Below are 26085 nucleotides of genomic sequence, written 5' to 3' on the forward strand. Positions count from 1 at the left end.
GTCGCGCGCGACGTGAAGGTCAGCTATCCTTCCAGGACCAGTCGTACGTCAACGGCGCTTCGCGAAACGCGAACCGGTCGATATGGGTGGCGACCACGCCCGTCAGCCGCTGGACATCGTCGCGCTGTTCGCCGGTGATGGCGACGTGAATTGCTTCAGCGTCGGAGGTCATCGTGGCAGTGGCGGCGGGAAACGTCACCGTGCCCACGTCATTCTCGAAATGCGTTTGAAGCTTGTGGCTCCAGTGCTTGCATAGCTGTTGGACGTATTTGCTGCCGTTCGGGGTCGGAACGGTGGCTTCGATGGTGGTCATCGTTCGATCCTTTCAATCTTGCGCGTGGCTTCATCGATGGCGTCGGCCACTTTCAATACCAGATCGCGATCAGCATCGGCGATTGAAAGGCTGTCGAAGATCGCTGTCTTGAGCGCGTGCATGGCGCGGCGTATCGGCGCCGGGTCCACCTTGTCGCGGTGGGCGGCCAAGGCGGTCAGACGTTCGCGCAGTTCGGCAGCCTTGGTGGCTTCCTCGCTCACCCGAGCGCGGCCTTCCTCGGTCAGGCCATAGGCCTTGCGTGATCCTTCATCGCCGCTCGGCGCGATCAGGCCGGACTCTTCCATGTACGTCAGTGCGGGATAGACCACGCCCGGGCTGGGCGCGTATTCGCCGCCGGACAATGTCTCGATCTCGCGTATCAAGTCGTAGCCATGGCGCGGTGCGTCGCCGATCAATGCGAGCAGCAACGTCTGCAATTCTGCCTGATCGAACAGACGCCGCCGTCGTCCACCGCCCGGACCACGGCCATCAGGCCCACCTCCGCCGCGACGGCCCATTCCTCCGGGACCGCCCGCGAAGCGATCACCAAACGATCCCGGCCCTGCGCCATGACGTCGTGGATCACACCCAGCGCCCAATTGCGCGATCGCCGCAGCGATCAGCCGATCTCGTCCGCCGTGACGACGGTTTCGCCCGTGCCGATCATGTTCATTCATATGTCTCATCTTCATTCCTGTATCTTTCATGATGTGTCTAAGATATATCTTATGCCTCTTTCCGCAAGACGCTATTTTGTATCAGCCGCGACTTTAACGGCGACAAATCCACGACGAGCGTTTTCAATTCGTTCCGCCGTCACTACTGATGGTGGGACATGGCCGCCCTCTCCCTCCCTGCCCTGCATGCCAGCCATGGCGGCTGCTGGTTCCGCGATGTCAGCGGCACTCGCCAGCTTTCGAAGGGCGAGGCGGTGATGATGGCGGCGGACACGCCGCAGTTGATCCTCAACGCCCCCCTGCTGGCGACGCGACTGGGCTACCCGGATCTTTCGGGACTCGATCTTCTTGAACTCTTCGCCTTCGTGCATCCGGCGCGGTTCGTGGTGCCGACACCTAAGGGCCTGGCTCATGCGCTGGATCTTGCCGAGCCGACCGGCGACGCCGATGTGCCGCGCTTGCTTCAGGAGGCCGCCGGTGCCTTGCTCGATGTTTGCGAAGGCGTGCAATGGGCGGAGCGTGAGGGTGCGTGGACGGCGCTCCAGTCGCTCATACGCATGCGCTGGGCATGGGCCACTCTGCTTACCCCACGCATCGCCCGGCCCGGTCAGGCGGAGCGGTGGCTGTTCACACGGCTGCCGGAATGGGAGGAAAGCCCCGAACCCGCGCAACCCAAACAGGTTGTGTTGAAGGAAGACGAGGTGATCGCCCGCCTCGCCCAGCTTACAGGCACCGCGGCGGAGCAGCGCCCCGGCCAGCGGGCCTACGCAGCAGAAACCGCCCACGCTTTCGCTCCGCGCGAACGGTCTGGCCATCCGCACGTCCTGCTGGCACAGGCGGGGACCGGGATAGGCAAGACGCTGGGCTATCTGGCGCCGACGTCTCTCTGGACCGAGCAGGCGGGCGGCACCGTTTGGGTTTCCACTTATACCAAGGCGCTGCAACGCCAGTTGAGACAGGAAAGCCGCCGCGCTTGGCCTGAACGCCGCATTGATGGAACGCGCCCCGTCGTCGTGCGCAAGGGGCGCGAAAACTACTTGTGCCTGCTGAACCTTGAGGATGCGTTGCAGGGCGGGTTCGCCGGACGAGCCGCGATCCTTGCCCACCTTGTGGCGAGATGGGCCGCCTATACCCGCGATGGAGACATGATCGGCGGCGATCTGCCCGGCTGGCTCGGCACGCTGTTCCGCCAGCGAGGCATCGCCGCCCTGACCGACCGGCGCGGCGAGTGCGTCTATGCTGGCTGCCCCCACTACCGCAAATGCTTCATCGAACGTTCGGCCCGGGCGAGCGTCGGCGCGGATCTGGTGATCGGCAACCATGCGCTGGTGATGGTCAATGCCGCGCGTGGCCGCGATCCTGCTTCTCGCCCCACCCGCATCATCTTCGACGAAGGGCATCATGTTTTCGATGCCGCCGACTCAACCTTCGCCGCCGCGCTGACCGGTGCGGAAGCGATCGAGTTGCGCCGTTGGGTGATCGGGCCTGAAAAGGCATCGCGCGGTCGCCGCCGGGGGTTGTCGGCACGGCTGGCGGACGTCGCCAGCTATGACGAGGCCGGGGCCAAGGCGATCACTGCCGCCGTCGCCGCTGCCGAAGCTTTGCCCGGTGACGGATGGATGCAGCGCATTGCCGAGAACGCCGCTTCCGGCCCGCTGGAAGAACTTTTCGCTGCCGTGCGCGCCACCGTCTATGCCCGCGACGAGAGCGGCGGGCAGGATGCGGGCTACGCGCTGGAAACCGAAGCCGCAGGCTTGGAAGGTCCGTTCGTGGAAGTTGCCCAGTCGGCCAAGGCCGCGCTGGGCGAAATGCGCCAGCCGCTCATCAAGCTGGGCATGCGGCTCGAAGCGCTGCTGGAAGAACCGCCAGATTGGCTCGATGGCCCCGGCCGAGCCCGCATCGAAGGCGCTCGCCACTCGCTGTCCTGGCGGGTGGACACGCTCACCGCCTGGGAGTCCCTGCTCAACCGGATGGGCGGCGTGGCCGACCCCGAATTCGTCGATTGGCTGGCCGTAGATCGTTCCGAATCCCGCGAGTTCGACATCGGCGTGCATCGTCGGTGGCTCGATCCGATGAAGCCATTCGCCAAAGTCGTTCTCGAACCGGCGCACGGGGTCATCGTCACGTCGGCAACGCTGCGTGACGGGGAGGATTGGGACAAAGCCGTGGCCCGCTCCGGCGCGGCGCAGATCGAAGTGAACCCGCGCCTATCGACGCACCAAAGCCCGTTCGATTATGCCGCCCAGGCCGAAGTGCTGATCGTGACCGACGTGCCCAAAGGTGATATCCCCTCGCTCGCCGCCGCTTACGGCCGCCTGATCGAGGCTTCGGGCGGCGGCGCGCTGGGGCTTTTCACCGCAATCCGGCGCATGCGGGCGGTACACGGGCGCATCGCCGATCGTCTGGCGCGCAATGGCCTGCCGCTGTACGCGCAGCACGTCGATCCGATCGACACCGGCACACTGGTCGACATTTTTCGGGACGATCCCGCCGCCTCGCTCCTGGGGACGGACGCCTTGCGCGACGGGGTCGACGTTCCGGGTCATTCCCTGCGACTCGTGGTCATGGAGCAGGTTCCGTGGCCTCGCCCCTCCATCCTGCACCGGGCAAGGCGTCTCGCCAATGGCGGGGGAGCTTATGACGATTCGATCATCCGCGCGCGTCTGGCGCAGGCGTTCGGCCGCCTGATCCGCAGTCGCGACGATCGCGGGCATTTCGTGGTGCTGTCGCCTGCGTTCCCTTCCCGGCTACTCTCTGCGTTCCCGGCGGGCACCCCGATCCGCCGCATTTCTCTGGACGAGGCTTTACAGCGCGTGGCCGGACATGCTTCAGGGGCAGCGGCCGATCCGGCCGAGGATACCGCCCCGCTTTTTTGATCTAACGCTGCGGAAGCGGCCCCAATGATGCAGGCCTATCGATGAAGACGCTGGGAATTTTTCGCCACGCCAAGTCTGACTGGACTGATGCGCGGCTGCGAGACTTCGATCGTCCGCTCAACAAGCGAGGGCGCGAAGGGGCAGCGGTGATGGGCAAGCACATCGCGGAACATGCCGTCGGCTGGAAACGCATCCTCGCCTCTCCGGCCGTGCGCGTAACCCAGACGATCGAACTGGCCGGAGAAGCCGCGGGCGAAACGCCGCCCGTCACCTGGGACCGGCGGATCTACCTCGCCAATTCGGCCACGCTGATCGATGTTCTGCGCGATCAGGAAGACGATCCGCGCACGATCCTGATGGTCGGCCATAATCCTGGCCTGGAAGACCTGATCTTCGATCTGGTGCCGGACGACGGCAACAGCCCCCTGCGGGACATCGTGGAGGACAAATTTCCGACCGCCGCCTATGCCGTCATCGAACTCGATATCGATAGCTGGCAAAATATCGCGGAAAATTGCGGAAAGCTGGTCCACCTGACCCGCCCACGCGACCTCGATCCGACGCTTGGGCCAAGCCTTACCGACTGAGTTGCCGGCCCAACGAAGTGCTGGACGCTGGAGATTCAGGCCTGAGCGAGAGCCTCGGCCAATTCATGTCGAATAGCGACAAGCTTTTGCCTAAAATCAGGATCTATTGATCCCACAGCGCTGGTGGGCGTTGTGTTTTCAGCGCGCGCCGACGGCATCTCGCTGATGACCTTCGCTGCGCCCCGGAGCGTGTAGCCCTGGTGATGCACGAGCCGATCGATCTCCACAATCAGCGCGACATCCTCTGGCCGGTAGTAACGCCGTGAGCCACTGCGCTTGATCGGGCTGAGGCCCGGAAACTGCTCTTCCCAATACCTCAGCACGTGAGGACGGATGCCCAGTGCATTGGCGACTTCGCCTATGGTCCGCAGTGCCTGCGGATCTTTATTGTCGTTGAAGATCGTCGCACCGGAAGCTGCAAACAGTGAACCGGATGGCTGGGGAGGAGAAGAATCTGAAATGCTTACACCTGCGTTGTCCGGGGGCGGGCCATCATGCATGCTGCGCGATGCGGTCCTTCAGCATCTGACTGGCCCGGAATGTCATGACGCGGCGCGGAGTGATCGGCACTTCGACGCCGGTCTTGGGATTGCGGCCTACCCGCTCGCCCTTGTCACGCAAAAGGAAGGTGCCGAAGCCGGAAATCTTGACGTTCTCGCCATTGCTGAGCGCGGTGCACATCTGCTGCAGGATCGCCTCCACCATCGAAAGCGACTCGGCGCGGGAGATACCCAGCTTGCGATGAATGGCCTCGGCGATCTCTGCCCTGGTCAATGTATCTGTCGAGCGCATCAAGCCTGCGTCCCCTCTGAGCGCTGAAAGGCCGGATCATACGAATTTTCAACGAAAAAGCAATGCTACGTCCAATACTGAACGCAACTGGACACAGATAAGCAACGTTTAGACGCGCAACAGGCTGGCGCCCCACGTAAATCCGCCACCCATGGCTTCCAACATGACCAGATCGCCCGGTTTGATACGCCCATCACGCACGCCTTGATCGAGTGCCAGCGGCACTGAGGCGGCGGAGGTGTTGGCGTGTTTGTCGACCGTCTTGATGACGCGTTCGGGGGCCATGTTCAGCTTTTTAGCGGTGGCGTCAAGAATGCGGGCGTTGGCCTGATGCGGCACCAACCAGTCGATCTCTTCGACCGAAATGCCTGCTTCTTCAACGACTTCTCGCAGGACTTCGGCAAGGTTCACCACAGCATGACGGAACACTTCCCGCCCCTTCATGCGCAGTTTGCCTACAGTGCCCGTGGTCGAGGGACCGCCATCGACGTAGAGCATCTGATTGTGTGCGCCGTCGGCATGAAGCCGCGTGTTCAGAATTCCCCGGGGGGAATCACCCTCTTGTTCCTGCGCTTCCAGAACGATGGCACCGGCACCGTCCCCGAACAGGACGCAGGTCGTGCGATCTTCCCAGTCGAGGATCCGACTGAAGGTTTCCGCACCGATTACAAGAGCGCGCTTGCCCATGCCCGTGCGCAGCAACGAATCAGCAACGCCAACGGCGTAGAGGAAGCCGGAACACACCGCCGCCACGTCGAACGCGACACCGCCGGCGCGGCAGCCCAGATTGCTCTGCACCAGCGTGGCGCTGGCTGGGAACGTCTGGTCGGGAGTAGCCGTCGCCAGAATGATCAGGTCGATCGATGCCGCCTCGATACCAGCAGCTTCCAGCGCCTTGCGGGCAGCTTCGGTGGCGAGCGAGGTAGTCGTTTCATCGGGGGCGGCGATATGCCGGTTGGTAATGCCGGTACGCTCTACGATCCACTCGTCGGTGGTATCCACGCGCGTCGCAAGTTCAGCGTTACTCACCGCCTGACGTGGCAATGCCGAGCCGGTTCCGATCATGACTGAGCGGAGCATCAGGCGCTCTCTTCCTGGGGACGCGGCATGCGCAGGGTCAACCCTCCCAGACGGGCCAGGTCGGCGGTAATGCGCTCGGTCACGTTTTCCTCCAGAAGTCGCGCGGTCACGGCGACAGCGTTGGCAACGCCGGCGGCATTGGCGCTGCCGTGGCTCTTCACGACGATGCCGTTGAGGCCAAGGAAGACCGCGCCGTTATGATTGTTAGGGTCGAGATGGTGCTTGAGCAGCTCAGTCGCCGGGCGGGAAATCAGAAACCCGATCTTGGACCGCAACGAACTGGAGAAACCGCGGCGAAGCAGGTCGGCGACAAATCGTGCCGTCCCTTCGACTGCCTTCAGGGCAACGTTACCGGAAAATCCGTCCGTCACCACGACGTCCATGTCACCCCGGCAGATCTTGTCCGCCTCGGTGAAGCCATCGAACGACATCGACAGGTCATTCGCCGCAGCCCGCAGGATCGCGGCGGCGTCGCGCACTTCATCAGTGCCCTTGATCTCTTCGCTGCCGATGTTCAGCAAGCGAACGCGCGGCTGTTCACGCCCCGTCGCGACACGCGCATAGGCCGCGCCCATCACGGCGAACTGGACCAGGTTGCGACTGTCGCACTCGGTATTGGCCCCGAGGTCGAGCATCACGACATCGTTGTCACCCAACGTCGGCAGCAATGCCGCCAGAGCCGGACGATCGATGCCCGGCATCGTTCGCAGCGAGAGTTTCGCGATCGCCATCAGCGCGCCGGTATTCCCGGCACTGACGGCAGCCCCCGCGTGACCCAGCTTCACCGCCTCGATGGCGCGCCCCATCGACGTACCTTTGGCACGACGCAAGGCCTGGCTGGGCTTGTCCTCGCCGCTGATGACGCCTTCGGTATGGAGGATTTCGGAGCTTGCGCGCAGATTGGGATGCGTTTCGAGCGCAGCCTTGATCCGTGTCTCGTCACCCACAAGCAGGAACTTGAACCGGTCATGCTGGCGGCGCGCGAGTGCGGCGCCATCGATCATGACGCGCACGCCCTCGTCGCCGCCCATCGCGTCAATGGCGATACGCGGCAAACTCATGGGCTTTCTCCGAAAGTCGTCAGGGTCGCTTAGGCTTCGACCGCGACGATTTCACGACCGTTGTAGTGGCCGCAAGCATTGCACAGGTTGTGCGGACGCTTCAGCTCACCACAGTTCGAGCACTCGTGGAAAGCCGCAACCGTCAGCGCATCGTGGCTACGACGCATGCCACGGCGGGACGGGGTGGTTTTTCTCTTAGGGACAGCCATTTCGGCACCTGTTCCTGAAACTGCAGTTATGTCAAAAAGGCCGCCGATGACCGTTGAAGGACACGGCGGCTTGCGAAGGCGCGCCTATACCTCATTTCGGGCCAGTTGCAACCCGTTACTCCTTCCCTCATGACGGGGATTATCAACCTTTGTCCACATCGGGAGGCGGACCGCATGATACTGCAAACCACGCTCAGCCTTGCAGCCGCAGCCGCAGTGCTGAATTTCTGGCTGGCGTTGCGCACAGGGAAAGTCCGCTTGGGCAACAAGGTCTGGCACGGCGACGGCGGCAACCCGATGCTTATGCAACGGATGCGTGCGCACGCCAATTATATAGAGAATACCCCGTTCATCCTGATCCTGATCGCCGCGATCGAACTGACCGGCAAGGGCGGGCAATGGCTGGCGATCGTCGGCGCAGTCTACCTTCTGGCGCGCGTGGCCCACGCCTTCGGCATGGACAGGCCGCAATCGTCTCCCTTGCGCGCGGGCGGGTTCGCCATCACCGCGCTGCCGCTTCTCGGACTGTCGGCGATTGCTGTCCTGATCGCGCTGGGTCGATACTGACGCGTCAGCCGGGCAGGCCACGCGCCAGTGCATCGTCGCTGACATAGGGATTGGTGCGGCGCTCCTGACCGAACGTGCTGGTGGGACCGTGACCCGGAACGAATGTCACGTCGTCTCCCAGCGGCCAGAGCTTTTCGGTGATCGATTCGACCAGGTCTTCCAGATTGCCGCGCGGAAAATCCCAACGCCCGATGCCTCCCTGGAAGAGCACGTCGCCGACCATCGCGAACTGGCTTGGCGCGTGATGGAACACGACGTGGCCGGGGGTATGGCCAGGGCAGTGGACGACGTCGATTTCCAAGTTGCCCACCGTCACCGTGTCGCCATCCTCGAGCCAACGATCAGGTTCAAAGGTGTGGGCTTCCATGTTCCAGCGCGGGCCGTCATCGCTCAACTGGGCAATCCAGAAGCGATCATCCTCGTGCGGGCCTTCGATGGGAACGCCCAGTTCCTTCGCCAGCACTCCGGCCTGGCCGCAGTGATCAAGGTGCCCGTGAGTGACGAGGATCTTTTCGATCTGCACGCCGGTCCTGTCGATCGCCTGCCTCAGCTTCGCGAGATCGCCGCCCGGATCGACGAAGGCACCACGCATCGTCTGCGTACACCACAGCAGCGAGCAGTTCTGCTGCAAAGGAGTGACGGGAATGATCCCTACCCGCATGGACGGGGCGGCAGGGTCTTGGTCGATAGCGGAATTGGTCTGTTCGGTCATGCCGAGTGAAATGGCCGCAGCGGGGATCGATTGCAACCGGCGCTAGATACGTCCGCCTTTCCATACGACCCGCCCGATCACGTGGACATCCGATGGTTGGCATTCGAGCGGCGGATAGGCCGGGTTGTCGCTGATGAGCACGACCAAGCCCGGACGGCCGGTGTTCACGCGCTTTACCAGCAGGCTATCTTCCAGACGGACGACGTGGATGCCATCGCGCAATGAGCGAACGGTGCGATCGACCAAAATCTCGTCACCGTCCCGCAATGTCGGCTCCATCGAATCGCCGCTGACCGCGATGGTCGAGAGAAGCCCTGGCTGCAGGCCCATGCCGCGCAGCCAGCGTCCCGAAAAACGGATGGTATCGAACGCACCTTCCCCACCCGGATGAGCGCCGCTTCCGGCAGAGGCACCTATTGCGATCCTAGGTACATCCACCCAAGCCCGGGTGCCTTCCGACAAACTGGGAGCATAGGAATTTTCCTTTGTCGCGCCGAGTTCATCCTCGCTGACGTTGAAAAAGCGCGCCAGCATTCCGCGGTCATGCTCTTCCAACTTTCTTGGACTTCCTTTCCTAACGAATTGCTGAAGATAGCTCGGGTTCTTCCCAAGCATTCGGGAAAGCTGGGTTAAACTCACCTGTTTGGCGTCGGCCAATTCGAGCAGGCGGCGACGGTTGGGCTCCATGTCCATAACTTCATCCTACCCGTAGGATTTTTCCTAGACAAGTAGGATTTGCAATGGAACATAATAGGAACAAATAAGCGAATCCGAAGAAAGGAGTTGGCAGGATGCTGTTGCGCCGAATTGAGCGCTTCCTGCGCGAGACCGAAATGCCATGGACGAAGTTTGGCAGGCTGGCCGCTCAGGACCCCCGTTTCGTTGCCGATCTGCGCAACGGTCGGATCCCGCGTGACGAGACAATCGCTCGGGTCGACCTCTTCATGAAGACTTACCACACCGGCCCACGGGAGAAACGCCATGCTCGATGACACCTGCTTTACCCCCACCACCTCCCGTCCCGACGATAACCCGCAAGCCAAGCGGCAGCGTGGAACCTGGCTACGCCTGCTGGAGGAAGTTTTGCGCCTCGCAGGTCCCGATGCCGTTTTTCTCCATCACACGGAAAGAGCGTGGTCGAGCGCCATGTTCACCGGCGCGCGTCACACCGTCGCCCTATCGTTCGAGGGCCCGGAGGCAGTCACGGCAGGGGAAGCTCTGATTGCCGCCCTCCCCGATCACGAATTCAATGTGCCTGGCCATCTCGTGGCTGATGTCGTGCTGGTCGAAAGCAGCCACGCCTTTTCCCCTATGCCGCGCATGCTGGTGGAAGCGGAGTTTCTACTCCTGACCGAATGCTGATGCTGTCCGCCCCGTAGGCCCGATCGTCTCCAAAAAAAGACCCCCGTCATCACAACGATGGCGGGGGTCTTTTGATTAAAAAGCCGCTAAATCAAAGCGCCCGGGACAGCTCCTTGATCTCCGTGTTGAGGATGCGATCGTTCTCGGAATAATCGACCGGGCAGTCGATGAGATGGACGCCCGGCGTGTCGCGACAATGCGCGAGCAACTCGCGAAGATGGCCCGAGCTTTCCACCCGATAGCCGTTTGCACCATAGCTTTCGGCATACTTCACGAAGTCGGGATTGCCATAGGACAGGCCGAAATCCTCAAAGCCCATGTTGGCCTGCTTCCAGCGAATCATGCCATACGCATTGTCGTTCAGGATCAGCACTGTGAGATTGAGCCCGAGCCGCACCGCCGTTTCCATCTCCTGGCTGTTCATCATGAACCCGCCATCGCCGCACACCGCGATGACCTTGCGATCAGGATAGACCATCGCACTGGCCATGGCCGACGGCAGACCTGCCCCCATCGTGGCCAGTGCGTTGTCGAGCAGCACGGTGTTGCGACCACGAGCGCTGTAGCCGCGCGCGAACCAGATTTTGTAGATCCCGTTGTCCAGGCAGATGATCGCGTCGTCGGGCAATGCCTTGCGCACCTGATGAACCGCGTGGGGCGGGAATATCGGGAAGCGCTCGTCTTTCGCCAGCTTTTCCGTGTGCTCAACCTCCGCCTGGCGGAAGCGCAGCATGGCATCGAAATTCCATTTGGCGGACGGCGTGATCGCTTCCTTGATCTGCCACATCGCGTTGGCGATATCGCCGATCACTTCGATATGCGGAAAGTATACGGGGTCGACTTCCGCGGTTTTCGTCGACACGTGAATGACGATGCGATCATCGCGCGTGCCGTCGTTGTGCATGAAGAACGGCGGCTTCTCGATCACGTCGTGGCCGATGTTGACGATGCAGTCGGCATCCTCGATCGCCCGATGAACGAAGTCGCCCGACGACAGCGCGGCGCAGCCCAGGAACTTGGGATGGCGCTCATCGATTACGCCCTTGCCGAGCTGAGTGGTCAGGAAAGGAATTCCTGTCTTTTCAACGAATTCCCCCAGCATCTTACTGGTCATTTTGCGATTGGCACCGGCGCCGATCACCAGCAATGGCCGCTTGGCATTCTGCAACGCATCGACGGCATGAATGATCGATTTCGTGTCCGCCGTCGGCCGCCTGACCGTGGAGCGGGGGACCGGGCGTGAATCGGTGCGCTCATCGGCAATGTCTTCGGGCAGTTCGATATGCGAAGCGCCGGGCTTTTCCTCCTCCGCGATCCGGAACGCCTCGCGCACACGGCTCGGGATATTGTCCGATGACGCCATCTGGTGCGCGTACTTCGTGATCGGCTGCATCATCGAGACGACATCCAGAATCTGGAAGCGTCCCTGCTTGGATTTCTTGATCGGCTTTTGACCGGTAATCATCAGCATCGGCATCCCGCCGAGCGTGGCGTACGCAGCCGCGGTGACGAAGTTGGTCGCGCCCGGCCCGAGAGTGGACAGACAAACGCCTGCCTTCCCCGTGTGTCGGCCATAGGTGGAGGCCATGAACCCGGCGCCTTGCTCATGCCGCGTCAGGATCAGCTTGATCTGCTTCGAGCGAGAGAGTGAATCGAGGAAATCCAGGTTCTCTTCGCCCGGGACGCCGAAAATGTATTCGACGCCTTCCTGTTCAAGGCATTCGATGAATAAATCCGAAGCCTTTCGCCGGTCGCCCTCAGCCATGATCCGCTCTCCCCATATTATGCATACCAAGCCCTGCCGAAAATTGGCGGGCATGTCGAAGTCGATACGCGCCTTTTATGCCGACCCGTCCCTGATGAAATCAATAGCCTGTCACAAATACCAATGTCGCGGGCTGCAATCAGGTGAGTTTCCACTCCCAACCCAGAACATCGCCATCCATCACTTCGACACCCTGGGCGGCGAGTTCGTCCCGCAAAGCATCCGAGGCAGCGAAGTCCTTTTCCGCCCGAGCCTGCTTGCGACGAGCAAGAATCGCCGCGATGTCAGCTTCGTCGATCTCGGCTGCCTTTGGCCGAACCCGCAGATCGGCGCGGGTCAGTTCGAACAAGTTGAGGCCCAGAACCGCATCCATCGTCTCTGCCACCGCCCGCATCGCGCCCGGATCGACCTTCTTGGTGGCAAGCACCTGTTCCAGCGCAGTCAAGGCAATGGCCGTGTTCAGGTCGTCCGCAATCGCCTGCTCGAATGTTTCGAGCATGGGTTGCAGTTTGGGGTGAGGATCTCCGACGGGCACATCGGCCAGGCGCTCAACCGCCATCAGCATACGCTTGAGCCGGACCAGCGCGGCTGCCAGTCCTTCCCAGGAAAACTCCAGCTCACTGCGGTAATGTGCCTGGAGGCACATCATTCGATAGGCGAGGGGATGAAAACCGCGATCAATCAGCAGTTGCAGGCGCAGGAACTCGCCCGATGATTTGCTCATCTTGCCCGATCGCTCGACCAGAAAATTGTTGTGCATCCATACGTTAGCGCCGGAGTTTGAAGCCGTGTCTAACCCATTGGTGCAGCAAAACGCCTGGTTCTGCGCGATCTCGTTGGGATGATGGATCTCGCGGTGATCGATGCCGCCGGTGTGGATGTCGAACGGGAAGCCGAGCAGGTCTCCGCTCATCACCGAGCATTCCAGATGCCAGCCCGGCGCGCCCTTGCCCCAAGGCGAATCCCATTCCATCTGGCGGGTCTCGCCATCCGGCGTCTTGCGCCAGATGGCGAAGTCGGCGGCGTTACGCTTGCCCTCGACGGCTTCGATGCGCCCCTCGCCCTCGTCGGTCACCGCCCGCGCTAGGCGGCCATAGTCGGCGACGGTAGACACATCGAAATAAAGACCGCTTTCCAATTCATAGCAATGAGTTGGAGCGATCTTCTGGGCAAATTCGATCATCTGCGGCACGTAGTCCGTGGCGATCGACCACTTCGCCGGCTGACGTATATTGAGCGCTGCGATATCACCCCAATAGGCCTGGGTGTAATGTGCCGCGATGTCCCAGATGGACTGCGACTGCGCCCGCGCCATCTTTTCCATCTTGTCCTCACCGGCATCGGCATCGTCGGTCAGATGGCCAACATCGGTGATGTTGATGACGTGGGTCAGGGCGTATCCCTTGTGGCTCAACGTCCGCCCCAGCACGTCGGCGAACACGTAGGCGCGCATGTTGCCGATGTGGGGGTAGTTGTAGACCGTCGGTCCGCAGGTATAGACGCGCGCCTCACCGGGATGGACAGGGGTGAAGGGCTCAAGTCGCCGCGTGAGGCTGTTGAACAGCGTTAGGACAGGTGCGTCGGTCATGGGCCGGGCATTAGGCAGGAGGCGAGCGCAGTCAAGCCGCGCCCGCCGCGATCCCGGTCAGAAACCGAGGAACTTTACCTGTTCGTCCAGCGGCACCCGCTCCCGAGCGAAGGAGTTGATCGGCGCGTCAGGATCGCGATGGCCGATGGCGATGCCGCAGAACAGGATATGCGTTTCGTCCGAGACGCCGATGTGATCTTTGATAAGGCGAGCATAGAGCGCCATCCATTCCTGCGGGCAGGAATCCAGCCCATCCTCGCGCAGGAGCAGCATGATGGTCTGCAGCCACATGCCCATGTCCGACCACTGCGGCTCCTTGTGGAACCGTTCGAGGTAGCAGACGAGCAAGGCGGGCGCGCCGAACGACACGATGTTCGAATTCGAGAACGCGTCGCGAGCCGCCTGGTCTGCGCGTTCGATGCCAAGGGCGCCGTACATGCTGGCGCCGACCTGCTTCAGCCGCGCAAGATGGGGCGGTGACTGGTTGGGCGCGGCCCAATCGTATTCGATCGGGTCCTGAGGCTGCGAGGCCGTCATTTTCTCCTGCAACTGCCTGAGCGGCTCGCCGGTCAGCACGGTCGCCTGCCACGGCTGGAAATTGCAGCCCGATGGCGCCATGCGCGCACGGTCCAGAACCCGGCGCACCGCTTCGAGCGACACGGGCTCATCAGTAAAAGCGCGGATGGAACGGCGAGTGGCGACGGCTTCGGATACGAGCATAGGGTTGTCCTATATAATTCAGGCGCAAACCTGCGCATGCTCATCCGGCATTTCAATACCGTTCGGTAGAAAAATCCGCCTCGCTATTCTTCCTCGAACAGCCCGGCCAGCTGTTCGATCATGGTGCCGCCCAGCTGCTCGACGTCCATGATGGTAACCGCGCGCCGGTAATAGCGGGTTACGTCATGGCCGATGCCGATCGCGACAAGCTGCACGGGGGATTTCGCCTCGATCCATTCGATCACGCGGCGAAGGTGCGCCTCGAGATACCCGGCGGAGTTGACCGACAGGGTCGAATCGTCAACCGGGGCGCCGTCCGAAATGACCATCAGGATGCGGCGATCTTCCTGCCGGGCCAGCATGCGGCTATGCGCCCACAGGAGAGCCTCGCCGTCGATGTTCTCTTTCAGCAGGCCCTCGCGCATCATCAGGCCGAGGTTCTTGCGGGCCCGGCGCCAGGGTTCGTCCGCCTTCTTGTAGATGATGTGGCGCAGATCGTTGAGCCGCCCCGGATGCGCCTGCTTTCCGTTCGCCAGCCAGTTCTCACGGCTCTGCCCACCCTTCCAGGCCCGCGTCGTGAAGCCCAGTATCTCCACCTTGACGCCGCAGCGTTCCAGCGTGCGCGCCAGCACGTCTGCGCTGATCGCCGCGATAGAGATCGGCCGCCCGCGCATCGAGCCGGAATTGTCGAGCAGCAGCGTGACCACGGTGTCCTTGAATTCGACATCGCGCTCGACCTTGTAGGACAGCGACTGCCCCGGCGAGACGACGACCCGCGCCAGCCGCGCGGCATCCAGCAATCCCTCTTCCTGATCGAAGTCCCACGAACGGTTCTGCTGCGCCATCAGGCGACGTTGCAGGCGGTTGGCAAGCCGGGTGACGATGCCCTGAAGCCCCTTCAACTGGGCATCGAGGTAGGCGCGCAGGCGGGTCAGTTCTTCTTCGTCGCACAGCTCGGATGCGACGACGACTTCATCGAACGCCTCGGTAAAGACCTTGTAGTCGAAGCTTTCGGGAATGTCGGTCCAGGGGCGGTTGGGACGGACGGGCAGCATGCCCTCCTCGCCATCCTGGCCTTCCTCGCCCTCCTCCATGTCGTCGGACGTTTCGCCCTCCGATTCGCTTTCCCCCTCGTCTTCGCCCTGCGAGGGTTCGGCGGCCATTTCGGCGGGTTGCTGATCCTGCCCCTGATCGCCGCCCTCTTCCTGCTCCTCGGTCTCCTCTTCGCCGTCCATGTCGTCGGCTTCGTTGGGTTCCGGCGGGATTTCTTCGGCACGGGTCAGTTCGAGGTGCTGCAGCATGCTGAGCGACAGTGCCTGGAACGCCTTCTGATCATCCAGCGAACTGGCCAGCGCATCGAAATCCGCGCCGGCTTTCTTTTCGATCCAGTTGCGCACCATGTCGACGCCGGGGACAGCGACGTCGGGGACCGGCTGTCCGGTGAGGCGTTCGCGCAGCAGCAGGGCCAGCGCGGTCGGCACCGGCACCGCATCGGGCGTATCGGCCCGAGCGATCGGGTCCGATCCGATCCGCGCCGAGAGCGCCGCATCGAGGTTGTCGGCCATCCCGGCATAGGCATTCGCGCCGAGAGCCTCGTACCGCACCATCTCCACCACGTCATACGCCGCGCGCGCCGAAGGTTCCAACGGCGCGTTGCGCATGTGGAGGCCTTCGTTGTGATGCCGCACTTTCAACGCAAAGCTGTCCGCATACCCACGCGCCTGCATCGCCGCCGTGCGGGGCAGATTGCGACCCGGCATGGGGACGCGGAACGTCCCACCGGACGAGCTGGGTGCATCGGCGGTCCAGTTGACCTCGATCTCGGTATCCTGCGCAATGGCGCGAGAGGTGCCGGTGAGGACGGACTTGAAGCGGTCTGCGGGAGATTCGTCGGACATAGACCCCGCCTAGCGCATCGGGGGGGATGGCTCAAATGCCCGTTGTGGCAGGGTGACGGTCATACCGACGTTGTTTCGGGATTCGTTGCCCAGCCAGAGGTTGGGGCGAGACCATGCCCGCCCCAAACACTCAGATCGTCTGGCCGGTCTTGGCCCAGTCGGCCATGAAACCTTCGATGCCCTTGTCGGTCAGCACGTGCTTGAACAGGCCCTTGATGACGGCGGGCGGCGCAGTCATCACGTCGGCACCGATCTTGGCGCATTGCAGGACGTGGACGCCATGCCGGATCGAGGCCGCCAGAATCTGGGTTTCATAGGCGTAATTGTCGTAGATCAAGCGAATGTCGCTGATCAGATCCATCCCATCGAACCCGTTGTCGTCATGACGGCCGATGAAGGGCGAAACGAAGGTGGCGCCCGCCTTGGCGGCAAGCAGCGCCTGATTTGCCGAGAAGCACAGCGTCACGTTGACCATCGTGCCCTCGCCCGTAAGCGCCTTGCAGGTCTTGAGGCCGTCAATCGTCAGCGGCACCTTGATGCAGACATTGTCGGCGATCTTGCGGAGCACTTCGGCCTCCCGCATCATACCTGCGTGGTCGAGAGCGACGACTTCGGCGCTGACCGGGCCATCGACGATGCCGCAGATCTCGCGCGTCACTTCCATGAAATTGCGACCGGATTTGGCGATGAGCGACGGATTGGTCGTCACGCCATCCAGCAGGCCGGTTTCGGCCAATTCCTTGATGTCGGCGATTTCGGCGGTGTCGACGAAGAACTTCATGGGTCTGATCCTGGTTGCTGTGCCGGCCGGAAGCGCCGGACAAGCCAATAACGGCGTGCGATTCTCGCCGCCCCTATAGGCAATGCCCGGCGGCGCGGCTAGGACCGCATTGCCTCCGGCAGCCACACCCCGATCAGAGCAGCTTGAGCGCCGCGATCAAGGCGGGATCGTTGGTCGTTTCGGGATTGGCGCGGATTTCGCCCTCCTGAGCGCCGATTTCGTACCAGATGGCATTATCGGCAGATAGCGCCAGCGCATGGGCCGCATCGCCCACGTTCACCCCGGCAAGCAGGCTCAACGCTTCATTGACGATGGGGTCCTGCGTCGCTTCGATGACGCGGCCCAGTTCGGGGATCATGGCGTTGACCAGCGATGCACCCATCGACTGGCGCAGGAACGTCGTCGCCGAGGTGTTTCCACCGCGAAGCAGTGCTATGGCGTCCGGCACCGTCAGGCGTCCGACTGCATCATAAACCAGCGGAGCGGCGACGCGTGCGCCGTCTTCGGCAATGTTGTTCAATTCATGCTGCAGCTTCTCGCGAAACAGCGCCGAGCGAAGGATCTTGTTCGCAATCGAACCCGGGCGACCGAACAGCACGGGAATGTCGATTCGCGCCACCGTGCTGTCCCAGAACCCATCGGGCTGGGTCAGGCGGGCGAAAGCGCGCTGGGTGGAAATCATCAGGAGACGCTCGACCAGATCGACCTGGTTGGGCCTGCCCATCGTTGCGCAACCGGGCAAAGTCAGCACACCCGCCGCCATAATTGCCCCTAAAACCGAACGGCGCGCCATCACGCCCTGACCCTCATCCATGCTCGATCCCCAACTGCGCATGTCCAACTCCTTCACGAGCCAATCCGCCAGTGCCTATATGGCCCCAGATGAAACGTGTCCGACTCCTCGTCTTCAACGCCGCTCTCGGCGTCCTCGACTATCGCGTACCCGATGGAATGACGATCGAATTCGGATCGATCGTCGTTGCCCCCCTCGGACCGCGACAAGTGCTGGGCATCGTCTGGGAGGCTGAACGCCTCAACGCGCAGGAAGTGCCTGAAACAAAACTGAGACCTTTGATCGATGTCATGCCGGTGCCGCCGCTTCCGGAAAAGCTGAGGCGGCTGATCGAATGGACGGCGGACTACTATTGCGCCTCGCTGTCGTCGGTGGCGCGCATGGCGCTGGGCAGCATGGCCGCGCTCAAGGGCGGCGGCACGACGACGGAATATCGGCTGACAGGCGCCGAACCCGCTCGCCTGACCCCGCAACGCGCCGCCGCGCTGGATGCGCTGCAGGGGGAGCAGGCATCGATTCGCGAACTGGCGGAACTGGCCAGCGTCTCCGAAGGGGTGCTGCGCGGCATGGTCGGTGCCGGACTGCTGGAAGCGGTGACAGTCGATCTCGATCGCCCCTACCCCCCCGCTCGCCCCGACTTCGCCGCACCGGATCTCAGCGAGGACCAGCAGCGCGCCGCGGACGTTTTCGTGGAAGCGGTAAGAGACGAAAAGTTCGCCCCCTTCCTGCTCGACGGCGTCACCGGATCAGGCAAGACTGAATGCTATTTCGAGGCCGTGGCCGAAGCACTGGACCGGGGGCGGCAGGTTCTTGTCCTGCTCCCCGAGATCGCGCTTACGGAAAATTTCCTGCGGCGGTTCGAGCAACGGTTCGGCGTGCCGCCGATCCTATGGCACTCCTCGCTCAAATCCAGTGAACGGCGGCGCGCGTGGCGTTCGATCGTTCTAGGTGCCGCTCAGGTAGTTATAGGTGCACGCTCTGCGCTGTTCCTGCCATACGCGAATCTGGGCCTGATCGTGGTCGATGAAGCGCACGAAATCTCGTTTAAACAAGACGATGGAGTGCGCTACAACGCCCGCGACGTGGCCGTTATGCGCGCCAAGTTCGAAGGCGTTCCGGTAGTGCTCGCCAGCGCCACTCCTGCCTTGGAATCGATGCAGCTCGCCGACGCCGGAGTCTATCGCAAGATCGAATTGCCAAGCCGTTTCGGCGGCGCACAATTGCCCGATATCCAGATTCTCGACCTTCGAAAGGAAGTGCCCGAACGCGGCCGCTGGCTGGCTCCCCGGCTGGTCAAGGCGATGAAGGACAGGCTTGCGAAAGGCGAGCAATCGCTGCTGTACCTCAACCGACGGGGCTATGCCCCGCTGACCCTATGCCGACACTGCGGCTTCCGCTTCCAGTGCCCGAATTGCACCGCCTGGCTGGTCGAGCACCGCTTTTCCAAACGGCTAGCCTGCCACCACTGCGGCCATGAAGTGCCGGTCCCCGACGCCTGCCCCGAATGCGGGACCGGCGACTGCCTGGTCGCCTGCGGCCCCGGCGTGGAGCGGATCGCGGATGAAGTGGCCGAGATCCTGCCCGAAGCGCGCACAGCAGTGGTCACGTCGGATACGATGAATACCCCCCAAGCCATTGGCGATTTCGTCGCCATGGCGGAAAACCGCGCTATCGACGTCATTATCGGCACGCAGCTCGTCACCAAGGGATACCATTTCCCCGAATTGACCCTGGTCGGCGTGGTGGACGCCGATCTCGGCCTAGAAGGTGGCGATCTTCGCGCAGCCGAACGAACCTACCAACAGGTCGCGCAAGTCGCCGGAAGGGCCGGACGCGGCGAAAAGGCAGGCGTCGTCCTTATCCAGACCCGCCATCCAGAGGCCGCCGTTATCGAGGCTTTGGCGAACGGCGATCGCGACGCGTTCTACGCGGCTGAAACCGACGCGCGACGCGATGCGGGGGCTCCACCGTTCGGTCGCTGGGCTGCAATTATCGTGAGTTCGGAGGAGCAGCCGGAAGCCCTTTCCGCTGCCAGAGCGATCGGCGCCACTGCTCCCAACCTGCCGGACATGATGGTTCTGGGGCCGGCTCCCGCACCACTGTCCCTGCTAAGGGGTCGGCACCGTTTCCGCCTGCTGATCAACGCGCGTCGCTCGGCGGAATTGCAGAAAACGTTGAGGGAATGGCTCGAACCGCTTGAATTTCCACGCGGAGTCAGAGTGCACATCGATATTGATCCGTACAGTTTCGTCTAGTCGGCACGATGAGCACAGCCGTGCGTTAGGCGGATCATGCCTGCCAAGACCCTCGTTCCCATTCTGGGAGATCAGCTGACCCGCACTCTTTCCTCCCTGCGGGGAATGAAGAAAGCGGACACGATCGTCCTCATGATGGAGGTTCAGGACGAGACAACATACGTCAAACACCACAAACAGAAGATCGCTCTGATCCTCTCCGCGATGCGCCACTTTGCCGCCGCTCTCGAACATGATGGTTGGTCCATTGACTACATTCAGCTTGATGACCGCAAGAACACTGGCAGCTTCACCGGCGAAGTGAAACGCACGCTGAAGCGCCACCAAATCACGCGTATCCGGGTCACCGAACCGGGGGAACTGCGTGTGCGGGACATGATCAGCGCATGGTCCGATCAATTCGGCATCCCGGTCGAGGTTCTTTCCGATGACCGCTTCATCTGCTCCATCACGGAATTCCGCGAATGGGCTGAAGGGCGGCGGGAGCTCGTCATGGAGGCTTTCTACCGCGACATGCGCCGCAGGACGGAATTGCTCATGGCTGGTGATGACCCGGAAGGGGGCTCCTGGAATTACGACGCACAAAACCGCGCCCCGCCCGACCGTTACTTGCAAGCCCCGCCAGTTCCGCATTTTCCGCCTGACGAAACGACGCTCGCGGTCATCAAACTCGTGGAAAGCCGATTTGAAAACCATTTCGGTGATCTAGGCAGCTTCAACTGGCCCGTCACCGCCGCCCAGGCTGATGCAGCGTTGGACGCCTTTATCGAGGAACGCCTGCCTACTTTCGGGAAGTATCAGGACGCCATGCTCCATGGCCAGGACGACCTGTTCCATTCGCTGCTCTCGACGTCGATAAACCTTGGTCTTCTCGATCCGCTTGAGTGCTGTCGCCAGGCGGAACGTGCTTACCATGCCGGCGATTCACCGCTCAACGCGGTTGAGGGCTTCATACGTCAGATCATCGGCTGGCGGGAGTACATTCGCGGCATGTACTGGCTTGAAATGCCGGGCCTGCGCGATGCAAACGCGCTCGGTGCCAGGCGTCCGCTGCCTGAGTTCTACTGGACGGGCGAGACCGACATGCGCTGCTTGGCCGATTGCGTGCGATCGACCCGGGACAATGCCCACGCCCACCATATCCAGCGGCTAATGGTGCTAGGCAACTTCGCGCTCATCGCAGGGATCGAACCGCAGCAGGTGGAGGACTGGTTCCTGGTAGTTTACGCCGATGCCTACGAATGGGTGGAACTACCCAATGTGGCGGCCATGGCGCTATGGGCGGACAAAGGCCGGCTGGCGTCCAAACCATACGCCGCGAGTGGCAACTACATCAACAAGATGTCCGACTATTGCGGTGAGTGCGCCTACAGCGTGTCGCGAAAATTCGGCCCCGGCGCGTGCCCCTTCAACCCGCTGTATTGGCATTTCATGCACCGCCATCGCCACCTGTTCGAGCGAAACCACCGAATGACGCGAGTCTACGCCAATTGGGACCGCATGGCTCCAGACAAGCAGCAAGCCTATCTCGACAGCGCGGAGGCGTTCCTCAAGACGCTGGCACCTGCCACCAATGGCTGGGCGCGCGAATAAATCTCATCCGCCATTCTGTTCTCGCCGCAACAGCTCGCGCTTGATCGCATCGCCATAGGCATAGCCGCCGATGGATCCATCCGACCGAATGACACGATGGCATGGAATCAGCACCGCCACGTTGTTGGCCCCATTTGCAGACCCGGCTGCCCTCACCGCATTGGGCCTTCCGACCGCTGCCGCAATCTGAGCGTATGTGCGCGTTTCCCCTTGAGGAATCCGCTGTAATTCGTTCCAAACAGCTTCCTGAAAAGCGGTGCCCTGAACGTCCAGCGGTATGACCTTGGAACAGCCCGGCTGCTCCACCGCCCCAACGACGTCAGCCAGCAAAGCGGCGAACTCATCACCCCCCTGCACGAGCGTGGCGTGTGGAAACCGATGCATCAAATGATCAGCAGTCTCTGCGAATGACAATCTGCAAACGCCCTTCTCCGTCGCTGCGACAAGCATCTCGCCAAGGCTCGTAGCCACGATCGCCCAATGGATCGTCACGCCGCGCCCCCCATTACGCCACGCAGAAGGCGTCATCCCTATCCGCTCTCGCCCGGCATCATAGAAGCGCGACGGCGCGCCATAGCCCGCTTCGTAGATTGCGTCAGTCACCTTGCTTCCTTCAACCACTGCTTGCTCCATCCGCCGCATTTTCCGTGCGCGAACGTATTGGGCTGGGGAGACCCCCACCGCGCGTTTGAAAACCCTCTGGAAGTGTGTGGGGCTATACCCGACTGTGGTTGCCAGTTGGGACAGGGACGCCCCTTCCTCGCGTGACAGCAAATCCAGCGCCCTCATCACAGCCTGTTCATCGCGCGCCAGATCATCCGGCAAGCACCGCTTACACGCCCTCAGCCCTGCCGCCGCCGCGTCTGTGGCACCGGCGAAGAAATCGACGTTTTCGCGCAGTGGATGGCGGGCCGCACATGACGGCCGGCAATAAATACCTGTCGATCGTACGCCGGTCACGAACCGCCCGTCAAACCGGCGATCGCGCGCCAGCACCGCCGCCCACGCCTCATCGTCGGTCAAGCCTACCAGTTGCACGCTCATCGAATTGTTCCACTCAAGCCCACCGGGTATCCGCCCAAGCAAAGCGCCCCCTTACTATCCACCCAGCGAACACCACGCGATGACGTTTGTTGGGGCGGTGCTCCGTACGGCGACAAATTGATCCATAAGTTTGCCATCTCAGGCTCCAAAACCGGAATTCTCTCCATAATCTATATGCACACGCACGACTTCGCTTCCCGCGTCTTGCGCCCAAACGGAAGATGTCTTGTTACACCTGTAGAATGACAGGGCACCTTGCATCGTAACAGTATCGTCGCTATGCGCGCCCCGTCTGCGGGCCGGGGGAGCACGCTGTTGCTATGCGCCCCAAATGGTCCGCCACTCGTTGTAAGGATAGGACGCGCGTGGAGAATTCCGGGGGCATCAAGGCCAGTTTGCAAGGGCGCTACGCTTCGGCGTTGTTCGATGTTGCAAGCGAAAACGGCACAATCTCGGCGGTTGAGAGCGACCTTGAGGGTATCGGCCAGGCAATCAAGGAAAGCCCTGAATTTGCCGCACTGATTCGCAACCCACAAGTCAGTCGTGAAGCCGCAGCTGGCGCCATTAATGGTGTGGCAGGGGTGCTCGGCGTTTCGCAGCTGACAAAAAACTTTCTTGGCGTTCTGGCCGGCAATCGCCGCCTTTCCGCACTGCCCGAAATCATTCGCGCCTTCGCCGCTATCGCAGCAGCCCAGCGTGGCGAAGCAACGGCGGACGTCACGTCCGCCCACGCGCTCTCCGACCAGCAGGTCGAACAGCTTCGCCAGAAACTGGAAGTGCGCGAAGGCCGCTCCGTAAAGATCAGGACCAGCGTCGATCCGGAACTGCTCGGTGGTCTCGTCGTGACCATCGGTTCCAAGCGTATCGACAGCTCGATCCGCACTCGTCTCAATTCGCTCGCCCAGGCCATGAAGGGCTAAGAAAGGCAGAACAATGGATATCCGCGCAGCAGAAATCTCAAAGGTCATCAAGGACCAGATCGCCAGCTTCGGCACCGAAGCACAGGTTTCGGAAGTCGGTTCGGTTCTGTCGGTCGGCGACGGTATTGCCCGCATCCACGGCCTCGACAAGGTTCAGGCCGGTGAGATGGTCGAATTCTCGAACGGCGTTCAGGGCATGGCCCTCAACCTCGAAGCGGACAACGTCGGCGTCGTGATCTTCGGCTCGGACGCCGAGATCAAGGAAGGCGATGTCGTCAAGCGTACCGGTACCATCGTGGACGTGCCGGTCGGCAAGGGCCTGCTCGGCCGCGTCGTCGACGCACTGGGCAACCCGATCGACGGCAAGGGTCCGATCGTTTCGGAAAAGCGCGCACGCGTCGAAGCCAAGGCCCCGGGCATCATTCCGCGCAAGTCGGTGCACGAACCGGTGCAGACCGGCCTCAAGGCGATCGACGCTCTCGTACCGGTCGGCCGTGGCCAGCGCGAACTGATCATCGGTGACCGCCAGACCGGCAAGACCGCCGTCGCGATCGACACCTTCATCAACCAGAAGGAAGCGAACGCCGGTACGGACGAGAGCAAGAAACTTTACTGCATCTACGTCGCGGTCGGCCAGAAGCGTTCGACGGTTGCCCAGATCGTTCGCCAGCTCGAAGAAAACGGCGCGATGGAATATTCCATCGTTATCGCCGCTACCGCTTCGGAGCCAGCACCGCTGCAGTACCTCGCACCCTACACCGGCGCCGCGATGGGTGAGTTCTTCCGCGATAACGGCATGCACGCCGTGATCGTGTATGACGATCTTTCCAAGCAGGCCGTCGCCTACCGTCAGATGTCGCTGCTGCTGCGTCGTCCGCCGGGCCGCGAAGCTTACCCCGGCGACGTTTTCTATCTTCACAGCCGCCTTCTTGAGCGTGCCGCTAAGATGAACGACGAAATGGGCGCTGGCTCGCTGACCGCCCTTCCGGTCATCGAAACCCAGGCCGGCGACGTGTCTGCCTACATTCCGACCAACGTGATCTCGATCACCGACGGCCAGATCTTCCTCGAGACCGGTCTGTTCTATCAGGGCATCCGTCCGGCCATCAACGTCGGCCTTTCGGTGTCGCGCGTTGGCGGCTCGGCCCAGACCAAGGCGATGAAGAAGGTCGCCGGCTCGATCAAGCTCGAGCTGGCCCAGTACCGCGAAATGGCTGCGTTCGCGCAGTTCGGTTCGGACCTCGACGCATCGACGCAGAAGCTGCTGAACCGCGGCGCTCGCCTGACCGAGTTGCTCAAGCAGAAGCAGTTCTCGCCGCTCGCTTTCGAAGAGCAGACCGTATCGATCTTCGCCGGCACGAACGGCTACCTCGATGCGCTGCCGGTGGACAAGGTCACGTCCTACGAAACCGAAATGCTCAGCTACATGCATTCCGAACATGCTGACGTCCTGGCGCTGATCCGCTCCACCAAGGATTTCGGTGACGAAGCCAAGAGCAAGACCAAGGCCGCGCTCGACGCTTTCGCCAAGCAGTTCGCGTAAGTAGACAATCGCTGCTCCCGCGCCGCCCTGATGGGTGGCCGGGGCAGGAAATGGGGAACAACGAGTGGCTTCGCTCAAGGAACTCAAGGGCCGCATCAACTCGGTCAAATCGACCCAGAAGATCACCAAGGCCAAGCAGATGGTCGCCGCGGCCAAGCTGCGCAAGGCTCAGGCCGCTGCCGAGGCCGCGCGCCCCTATGCTGCCCGCCTCGCCGAAGTCATGGGGTCGCTGGCGTCGAAGATCACGGTATCGGAAAACAGCCCCAAGCTGCTGGCCGGCACTGGCAGCGACAAGGTTCACCTCCTCGTCGTCATGAACTCGGACAAGGGCCTGGCTGGCGCGTTCAATTCGAACATCGTCAAGGCGGCCCGGATCAAGGCGCAGGCACTGGAAGCCCAAGGCAAGACGGTGCTGTTCTATCTGGTCGGCCGCAAGGGTCGCCCGGTGATCCGCCGCGAATACCCCGAGCAGATCGCCCACATGTTCGACACGACGGACGTGCGCTACCCCGGCTTCGACGAGGCCGAGCGCATCGCCGACGAACTGGTGGCAATGTTCGAGGCCGGCAAGTTCGACGTCGCACATCTTTTCTATTCGAAGTTCCGTTCCGCATTGCTGCAAGAGCCTACGGACCAGCAGATCATTCCGGTCCCGGCCCCCAAGGCGATGGCTGCAACCACCGACGCTGTCACCGAATACGAGCCGGACGAGGAAGAAATCCTCGCCGCGCTCTTGCCGCGTTACCTGAAGACCCAGCTGTTCGGCGCCCTGCTCGAAAACGCCGCGTCGGAACAGGGTGCGTCGATGACGGCTATGGACAACGCCACTCGCAACGCCGGCGACCTGATCCAGAAGCTGACCATCCAGTACAACCGTAGCCGTCAGGCTGCGATCACCACCGAACTCGTCGAAATTATCGCGGGCGCGGAAGCGCTCTAAGAACCGCAG

26 protein-coding genes are annotated in these 26085 nt (G+C 62.1%); 10 read left to right on the plus strand and 16 right to left on the minus strand.

The genetic code is table 11. The features are described 5' to 3' along the window. Positions 1–19: 19 nt before the first annotated feature. Positions 20–313: a DUF2218 domain-containing protein gene (locus tag ACZ1JM_RS07985; protein WP_465134301.1), complete on the minus strand. Its 294-nt coding sequence runs from the start codon at positions 311–313 to the stop codon at positions 20–22. Continuing rightward, positions 310–999 carry a PadR family transcriptional regulator gene (locus tag ACZ1JM_RS07990; protein WP_465134302.1) on the minus strand — a complete coding sequence of 230 codons (690 nt, stop codon included), beginning with the start codon at positions 997–999 and terminating at the stop codon, positions 310–312. The genes ACZ1JM_RS07985 and ACZ1JM_RS07990 overlap by 4 nt, the downstream gene beginning before the upstream one ends. Before the next feature lie 149 nt (positions 1000–1148). Between ACZ1JM_RS07990 and ACZ1JM_RS07995 the strand changes: the two genes are divergently transcribed. Both ACZ1JM_RS07995 and ACZ1JM_RS08000 read left to right on the plus strand, forming a co-directional pair. Continuing rightward, positions 1149–3866, plus strand: a complete 2718-nt coding sequence (locus ACZ1JM_RS07995) for an ATP-dependent DNA helicase (protein WP_465134303.1) — start codon at positions 1149–1151, stop codon at positions 3864–3866. A 41-nt stretch (positions 3867–3907) separates the two neighbouring features. Then, positions 3908–4453, plus strand: a complete 546-nt coding sequence (locus tag ACZ1JM_RS08000) for a SixA phosphatase family protein (RefSeq protein WP_465134304.1) — start codon at positions 3908–3910, stop codon at positions 4451–4453. Between the two features lie 35 nt (positions 4454–4488). On the opposite strand, the gene ACZ1JM_RS08005 is transcribed toward ACZ1JM_RS08000, so the two are convergent. The 5 genes from ACZ1JM_RS08005 to rpmF all read right to left on the minus strand — a co-directional run bounded on the left by ACZ1JM_RS08005 (position 4489) and on the right by rpmF (position 7595). Next, positions 4489–4953, minus strand: a complete 465-nt coding sequence (locus ACZ1JM_RS08005) for a MerR family transcriptional regulator (protein WP_465134305.1) — start codon at positions 4951–4953, stop codon at positions 4489–4491. After that, a complete protein-coding gene (locus ACZ1JM_RS08010) occupies positions 4946–5245 on the minus strand; it encodes an integration host factor subunit alpha (RefSeq protein ID WP_465135014.1) in 300 nt (99 codons plus the stop codon). Before ACZ1JM_RS08010 ends, ACZ1JM_RS08005 begins: the two co-directional genes overlap by 8 nt. Before the next feature lie 108 nt (positions 5246–5353). Beyond that, positions 5354–6325: a beta-ketoacyl-ACP synthase III gene (locus ACZ1JM_RS08015; RefSeq protein ID WP_465134306.1), complete on the minus strand. Its 972-nt coding sequence runs from the start codon at positions 6323–6325 to the stop codon at positions 5354–5356. Continuing rightward, on the minus strand, positions 6325–7386 hold the full coding sequence (gene plsX / locus ACZ1JM_RS08020; RefSeq protein WP_465134307.1) for a phosphate acyltransferase PlsX: 1062 nt from the start codon (positions 7384–7386) through the stop codon (positions 6325–6327). Before plsX ends, ACZ1JM_RS08015 begins: the two co-directional genes overlap by 1 nt. A gap of 29 nt (positions 7387–7415) precedes the next feature. After that, complete coding sequence (gene rpmF, locus ACZ1JM_RS08025) at positions 7416–7595, minus strand: 50S ribosomal protein L32 (protein WP_465134308.1); 180 nt, start codon at positions 7593–7595, stop codon at positions 7416–7418. 174 nt (positions 7596–7769) lie between these two features. On the opposite strand from rpmF, the gene ACZ1JM_RS08030 reads away from it, so the two are divergent. Then, entirely contained in the window at positions 7770–8162 is a 393-nt protein-coding gene (locus ACZ1JM_RS08030) for an MAPEG family protein (RefSeq protein ID WP_465134309.1), read from the plus strand. Positions 8163–8166: 4 nt separating this feature from the next. On the opposite strand, the gene ACZ1JM_RS08035 is transcribed toward ACZ1JM_RS08030, so the two are convergent. Further along, positions 8167–8874 (minus strand): MBL fold metallo-hydrolase, encoded by a 708-nt coding sequence (locus tag ACZ1JM_RS08035; RefSeq protein ID WP_465134310.1) that lies wholly within the window; start codon positions 8872–8874, stop codon positions 8167–8169. Between the two features lie 42 nt (positions 8875–8916). After that, on the minus strand, positions 8917–9429 hold the full coding sequence (locus ACZ1JM_RS08040) for a S24 family peptidase (protein WP_465134311.1): 513 nt from the start codon (positions 9427–9429) through the stop codon (positions 8917–8919). A 236-nt stretch (positions 9430–9665) separates the two neighbouring features. On the opposite strand from ACZ1JM_RS08040, the gene ACZ1JM_RS08045 reads away from it, so the two are divergent. Together ACZ1JM_RS08045 and ACZ1JM_RS08050 are read left to right on the plus strand one after the other, a co-directional pair. Further along, positions 9666–9866 (plus strand): hypothetical protein, encoded by a 201-nt coding sequence (locus tag ACZ1JM_RS08045; RefSeq protein ID WP_465134312.1) that lies wholly within the window; start codon positions 9666–9668, stop codon positions 9864–9866. Next, positions 9856–10236 carry a hypothetical protein gene (locus ACZ1JM_RS08050; RefSeq protein WP_465134313.1) on the plus strand — a complete coding sequence of 127 codons (381 nt, stop codon included), beginning with the start codon at positions 9856–9858 and terminating at the stop codon, positions 10234–10236. The genes ACZ1JM_RS08045 and ACZ1JM_RS08050 overlap by 11 nt, the downstream gene beginning before the upstream one ends. 91 nt (positions 10237–10327) lie before the next feature. Here ACZ1JM_RS08050 and ACZ1JM_RS08055 read toward each other — a convergent pair whose 3' ends face one another. The 6 genes from ACZ1JM_RS08055 to ACZ1JM_RS08080 all read right to left on the minus strand — a co-directional run bounded on the left by ACZ1JM_RS08055 (position 10328) and on the right by ACZ1JM_RS08080 (position 17823). Then, positions 10328–12001: an acetolactate synthase large subunit gene (locus ACZ1JM_RS08055; RefSeq protein ID WP_465134314.1), complete on the minus strand. Its 1674-nt coding sequence runs from the start codon at positions 11999–12001 to the stop codon at positions 10328–10330. 139 nt (positions 12002–12140) lie between these two features. Continuing rightward, entirely contained in the window at positions 12141–13589 is a 1449-nt protein-coding gene (gene cysS / locus ACZ1JM_RS08060) for a cysteine--tRNA ligase (protein WP_465134315.1), read from the minus strand. A 57-nt stretch (positions 13590–13646) separates the two neighbouring features. Then, positions 13647–14309 carry a nitroreductase gene (locus ACZ1JM_RS08065; protein WP_465134316.1) on the minus strand — a complete coding sequence of 221 codons (663 nt, stop codon included), beginning with the start codon at positions 14307–14309 and terminating at the stop codon, positions 13647–13649. 83 nt (positions 14310–14392) lie between these two features. After that, complete coding sequence (cobT, locus tag ACZ1JM_RS08070; protein WP_465134317.1) at positions 14393–16207, minus strand: cobaltochelatase subunit CobT; 1815 nt, start codon at positions 16205–16207, stop codon at positions 14393–14395. Between the two features lie 130 nt (positions 16208–16337). Beyond that, positions 16338–16988, minus strand: a complete 651-nt coding sequence (fsa, locus tag ACZ1JM_RS08075; RefSeq protein ID WP_465134318.1) for a fructose-6-phosphate aldolase — start codon at positions 16986–16988, stop codon at positions 16338–16340. Between the two features lie 133 nt (positions 16989–17121). Further along, positions 17122–17823, minus strand: a complete 702-nt coding sequence (locus ACZ1JM_RS08080) for a DUF4197 domain-containing protein (protein ID WP_465134319.1) — start codon at positions 17821–17823, stop codon at positions 17122–17124. A gap of 47 nt (positions 17824–17870) precedes the next feature. Between ACZ1JM_RS08080 and ACZ1JM_RS08085 the strand changes: the two genes are divergently transcribed. Both ACZ1JM_RS08085 and ACZ1JM_RS08090 read left to right on the plus strand, forming a co-directional pair. After that, positions 17871–20036, plus strand: coding sequence for a primosomal protein N' (locus ACZ1JM_RS08085; RefSeq protein WP_465134320.1), 2166 nt, complete (start codon positions 17871–17873; stop codon positions 20034–20036). Positions 20037–20072: 36 nt separating this feature from the next. Further along, complete coding sequence (locus ACZ1JM_RS08090; RefSeq protein WP_465134321.1) at positions 20073–21629, plus strand: cryptochrome/photolyase family protein; 1557 nt, start codon at positions 20073–20075, stop codon at positions 21627–21629. A gap of 3 nt (positions 21630–21632) precedes the next feature. On the opposite strand, the gene ada is transcribed toward ACZ1JM_RS08090, so the two are convergent. Beyond that, positions 21633–22673: a bifunctional DNA-binding transcriptional regulator/O6-methylguanine-DNA methyltransferase Ada gene (gene ada / locus ACZ1JM_RS08095; RefSeq protein WP_465134322.1), complete on the minus strand. Its 1041-nt coding sequence runs from the start codon at positions 22671–22673 to the stop codon at positions 21633–21635. Positions 22674–23038: 365 nt separating this feature from the next. Between ada and ACZ1JM_RS08100 the strand changes: the two genes are divergently transcribed. The 3 genes from ACZ1JM_RS08100 to ACZ1JM_RS08110 all read left to right on the plus strand — a co-directional run bounded on the left by ACZ1JM_RS08100 (position 23039) and on the right by ACZ1JM_RS08110 (position 26076). Beyond that, on the plus strand, positions 23039–23593 hold the full coding sequence (locus ACZ1JM_RS08100; protein WP_465134323.1) for a F0F1 ATP synthase subunit delta: 555 nt from the start codon (positions 23039–23041) through the stop codon (positions 23591–23593). Between the two features lie 13 nt (positions 23594–23606). After that, on the plus strand, positions 23607–25136 hold the full coding sequence (atpA, locus tag ACZ1JM_RS08105) for a F0F1 ATP synthase subunit alpha (protein WP_465134324.1): 1530 nt from the start codon (positions 23607–23609) through the stop codon (positions 25134–25136). 64 nt (positions 25137–25200) lie between these two features. Beyond that, positions 25201–26076, plus strand: a complete 876-nt coding sequence (locus ACZ1JM_RS08110; RefSeq protein WP_465134325.1) for a F0F1 ATP synthase subunit gamma — start codon at positions 25201–25203, stop codon at positions 26074–26076. Positions 26077–26085: the final 9 nt, after the last annotated feature.

The organism is Novosphingobium sp. BL-S-24, from assembly GCF_055521575.1.

Bases quoted from the DNA above. Each gene is read 5' to 3' on its own strand.
- ACZ1JM_RS08010 (WP_465135014.1), bottom strand. From the start codon at position 5,245: ATGCGCTCGACAGATACATTGACCAGGGCAGAGATCGCCGAGGCCATT.
- ACZ1JM_RS08030 (WP_465134309.1), top strand. From the start codon at position 7,770: ATGATACTGCAAACCACGCTCAGCCTTGCAGCCGCAGCCGCAGTGCTG.
- ACZ1JM_RS07990 (WP_465134302.1), bottom strand. From the start codon at position 999: ATGAGACATATGAATGAACATGATCGGCACGGGCGAAACCGTCGTCAC.
- ACZ1JM_RS08000 (WP_465134304.1), top strand. From the start codon at position 3,908: ATGAAGACGCTGGGAATTTTTCGCCACGCCAAGTCTGACTGGACTGAT.
- rpmF (WP_465134308.1), bottom strand. From the start codon at position 7,595: ATGGCTGTCCCTAAGAGAAAAACCACCCCGTCCCGCCGTGGCATGCGT.
- cysS (WP_465134315.1), bottom strand. From the start codon at position 13,589: ATGACCGACGCACCTGTCCTAACGCTGTTCAACAGCCTCACGCGGCGA.
- ACZ1JM_RS08090 (WP_465134321.1), top strand. From the start codon at position 20,073: ATGCCTGCCAAGACCCTCGTTCCCATTCTGGGAGATCAGCTGACCCGC.
- fsa (WP_465134318.1), bottom strand. From the start codon at position 16,988: ATGAAGTTCTTCGTCGACACCGCCGAAATCGCCGACATCAAGGAATTG.
- ACZ1JM_RS08045 (WP_465134312.1), top strand. From the start codon at position 9,666: ATGCTGTTGCGCCGAATTGAGCGCTTCCTGCGCGAGACCGAAATGCCA.
- ACZ1JM_RS08065 (WP_465134316.1), bottom strand. From the start codon at position 14,309: ATGCTCGTATCCGAAGCCGTCGCCACTCGCCGTTCCATCCGCGCTTTT.
- ACZ1JM_RS07985 (WP_465134301.1), bottom strand. From the start codon at position 313: ATGACCACCATCGAAGCCACCGTTCCGACCCCGAACGGCAGCAAATAC.
- ada (WP_465134322.1), bottom strand. From the start codon at position 22,673: ATGAGCGTGCAACTGGTAGGCTTGACCGACGATGAGGCGTGGGCGGCG.
- ACZ1JM_RS08055 (WP_465134314.1), bottom strand. From the start codon at position 12,001: ATGGCTGAGGGCGACCGGCGAAAGGCTTCGGATTTATTCATCGAATGC.
- ACZ1JM_RS08085 (WP_465134320.1), top strand. From the start codon at position 17,871: ATGAAACGTGTCCGACTCCTCGTCTTCAACGCCGCTCTCGGCGTCCTC.
- ACZ1JM_RS08050 (WP_465134313.1), top strand. From the start codon at position 9,856: ATGCTCGATGACACCTGCTTTACCCCCACCACCTCCCGTCCCGACGAT.
- ACZ1JM_RS08080 (WP_465134319.1), bottom strand. From the start codon at position 17,823: ATGCGCAGTTGGGGATCGAGCATGGATGAGGGTCAGGGCGTGATGGCG.
- ACZ1JM_RS08035 (WP_465134310.1), bottom strand. From the start codon at position 8,874: ATGACCGAACAGACCAATTCCGCTATCGACCAAGACCCTGCCGCCCCG.
- cobT (WP_465134317.1), bottom strand. From the start codon at position 16,207: ATGTCCGACGAATCTCCCGCAGACCGCTTCAAGTCCGTCCTCACCGGC.
- atpA (WP_465134324.1), top strand. From the start codon at position 23,607: ATGGATATCCGCGCAGCAGAAATCTCAAAGGTCATCAAGGACCAGATC.
- ACZ1JM_RS07995 (WP_465134303.1), top strand. From the start codon at position 1,149: ATGGCCGCCCTCTCCCTCCCTGCCCTGCATGCCAGCCATGGCGGCTGC.
- ACZ1JM_RS08005 (WP_465134305.1), bottom strand. From the start codon at position 4,953: ATGCATGATGGCCCGCCCCCGGACAACGCAGGTGTAAGCATTTCAGAT.
- ACZ1JM_RS08015 (WP_465134306.1), bottom strand. From the start codon at position 6,325: ATGCTCCGCTCAGTCATGATCGGAACCGGCTCGGCATTGCCACGTCAG.
- plsX (WP_465134307.1), bottom strand. From the start codon at position 7,386: ATGAGTTTGCCGCGTATCGCCATTGACGCGATGGGCGGCGACGAGGGC.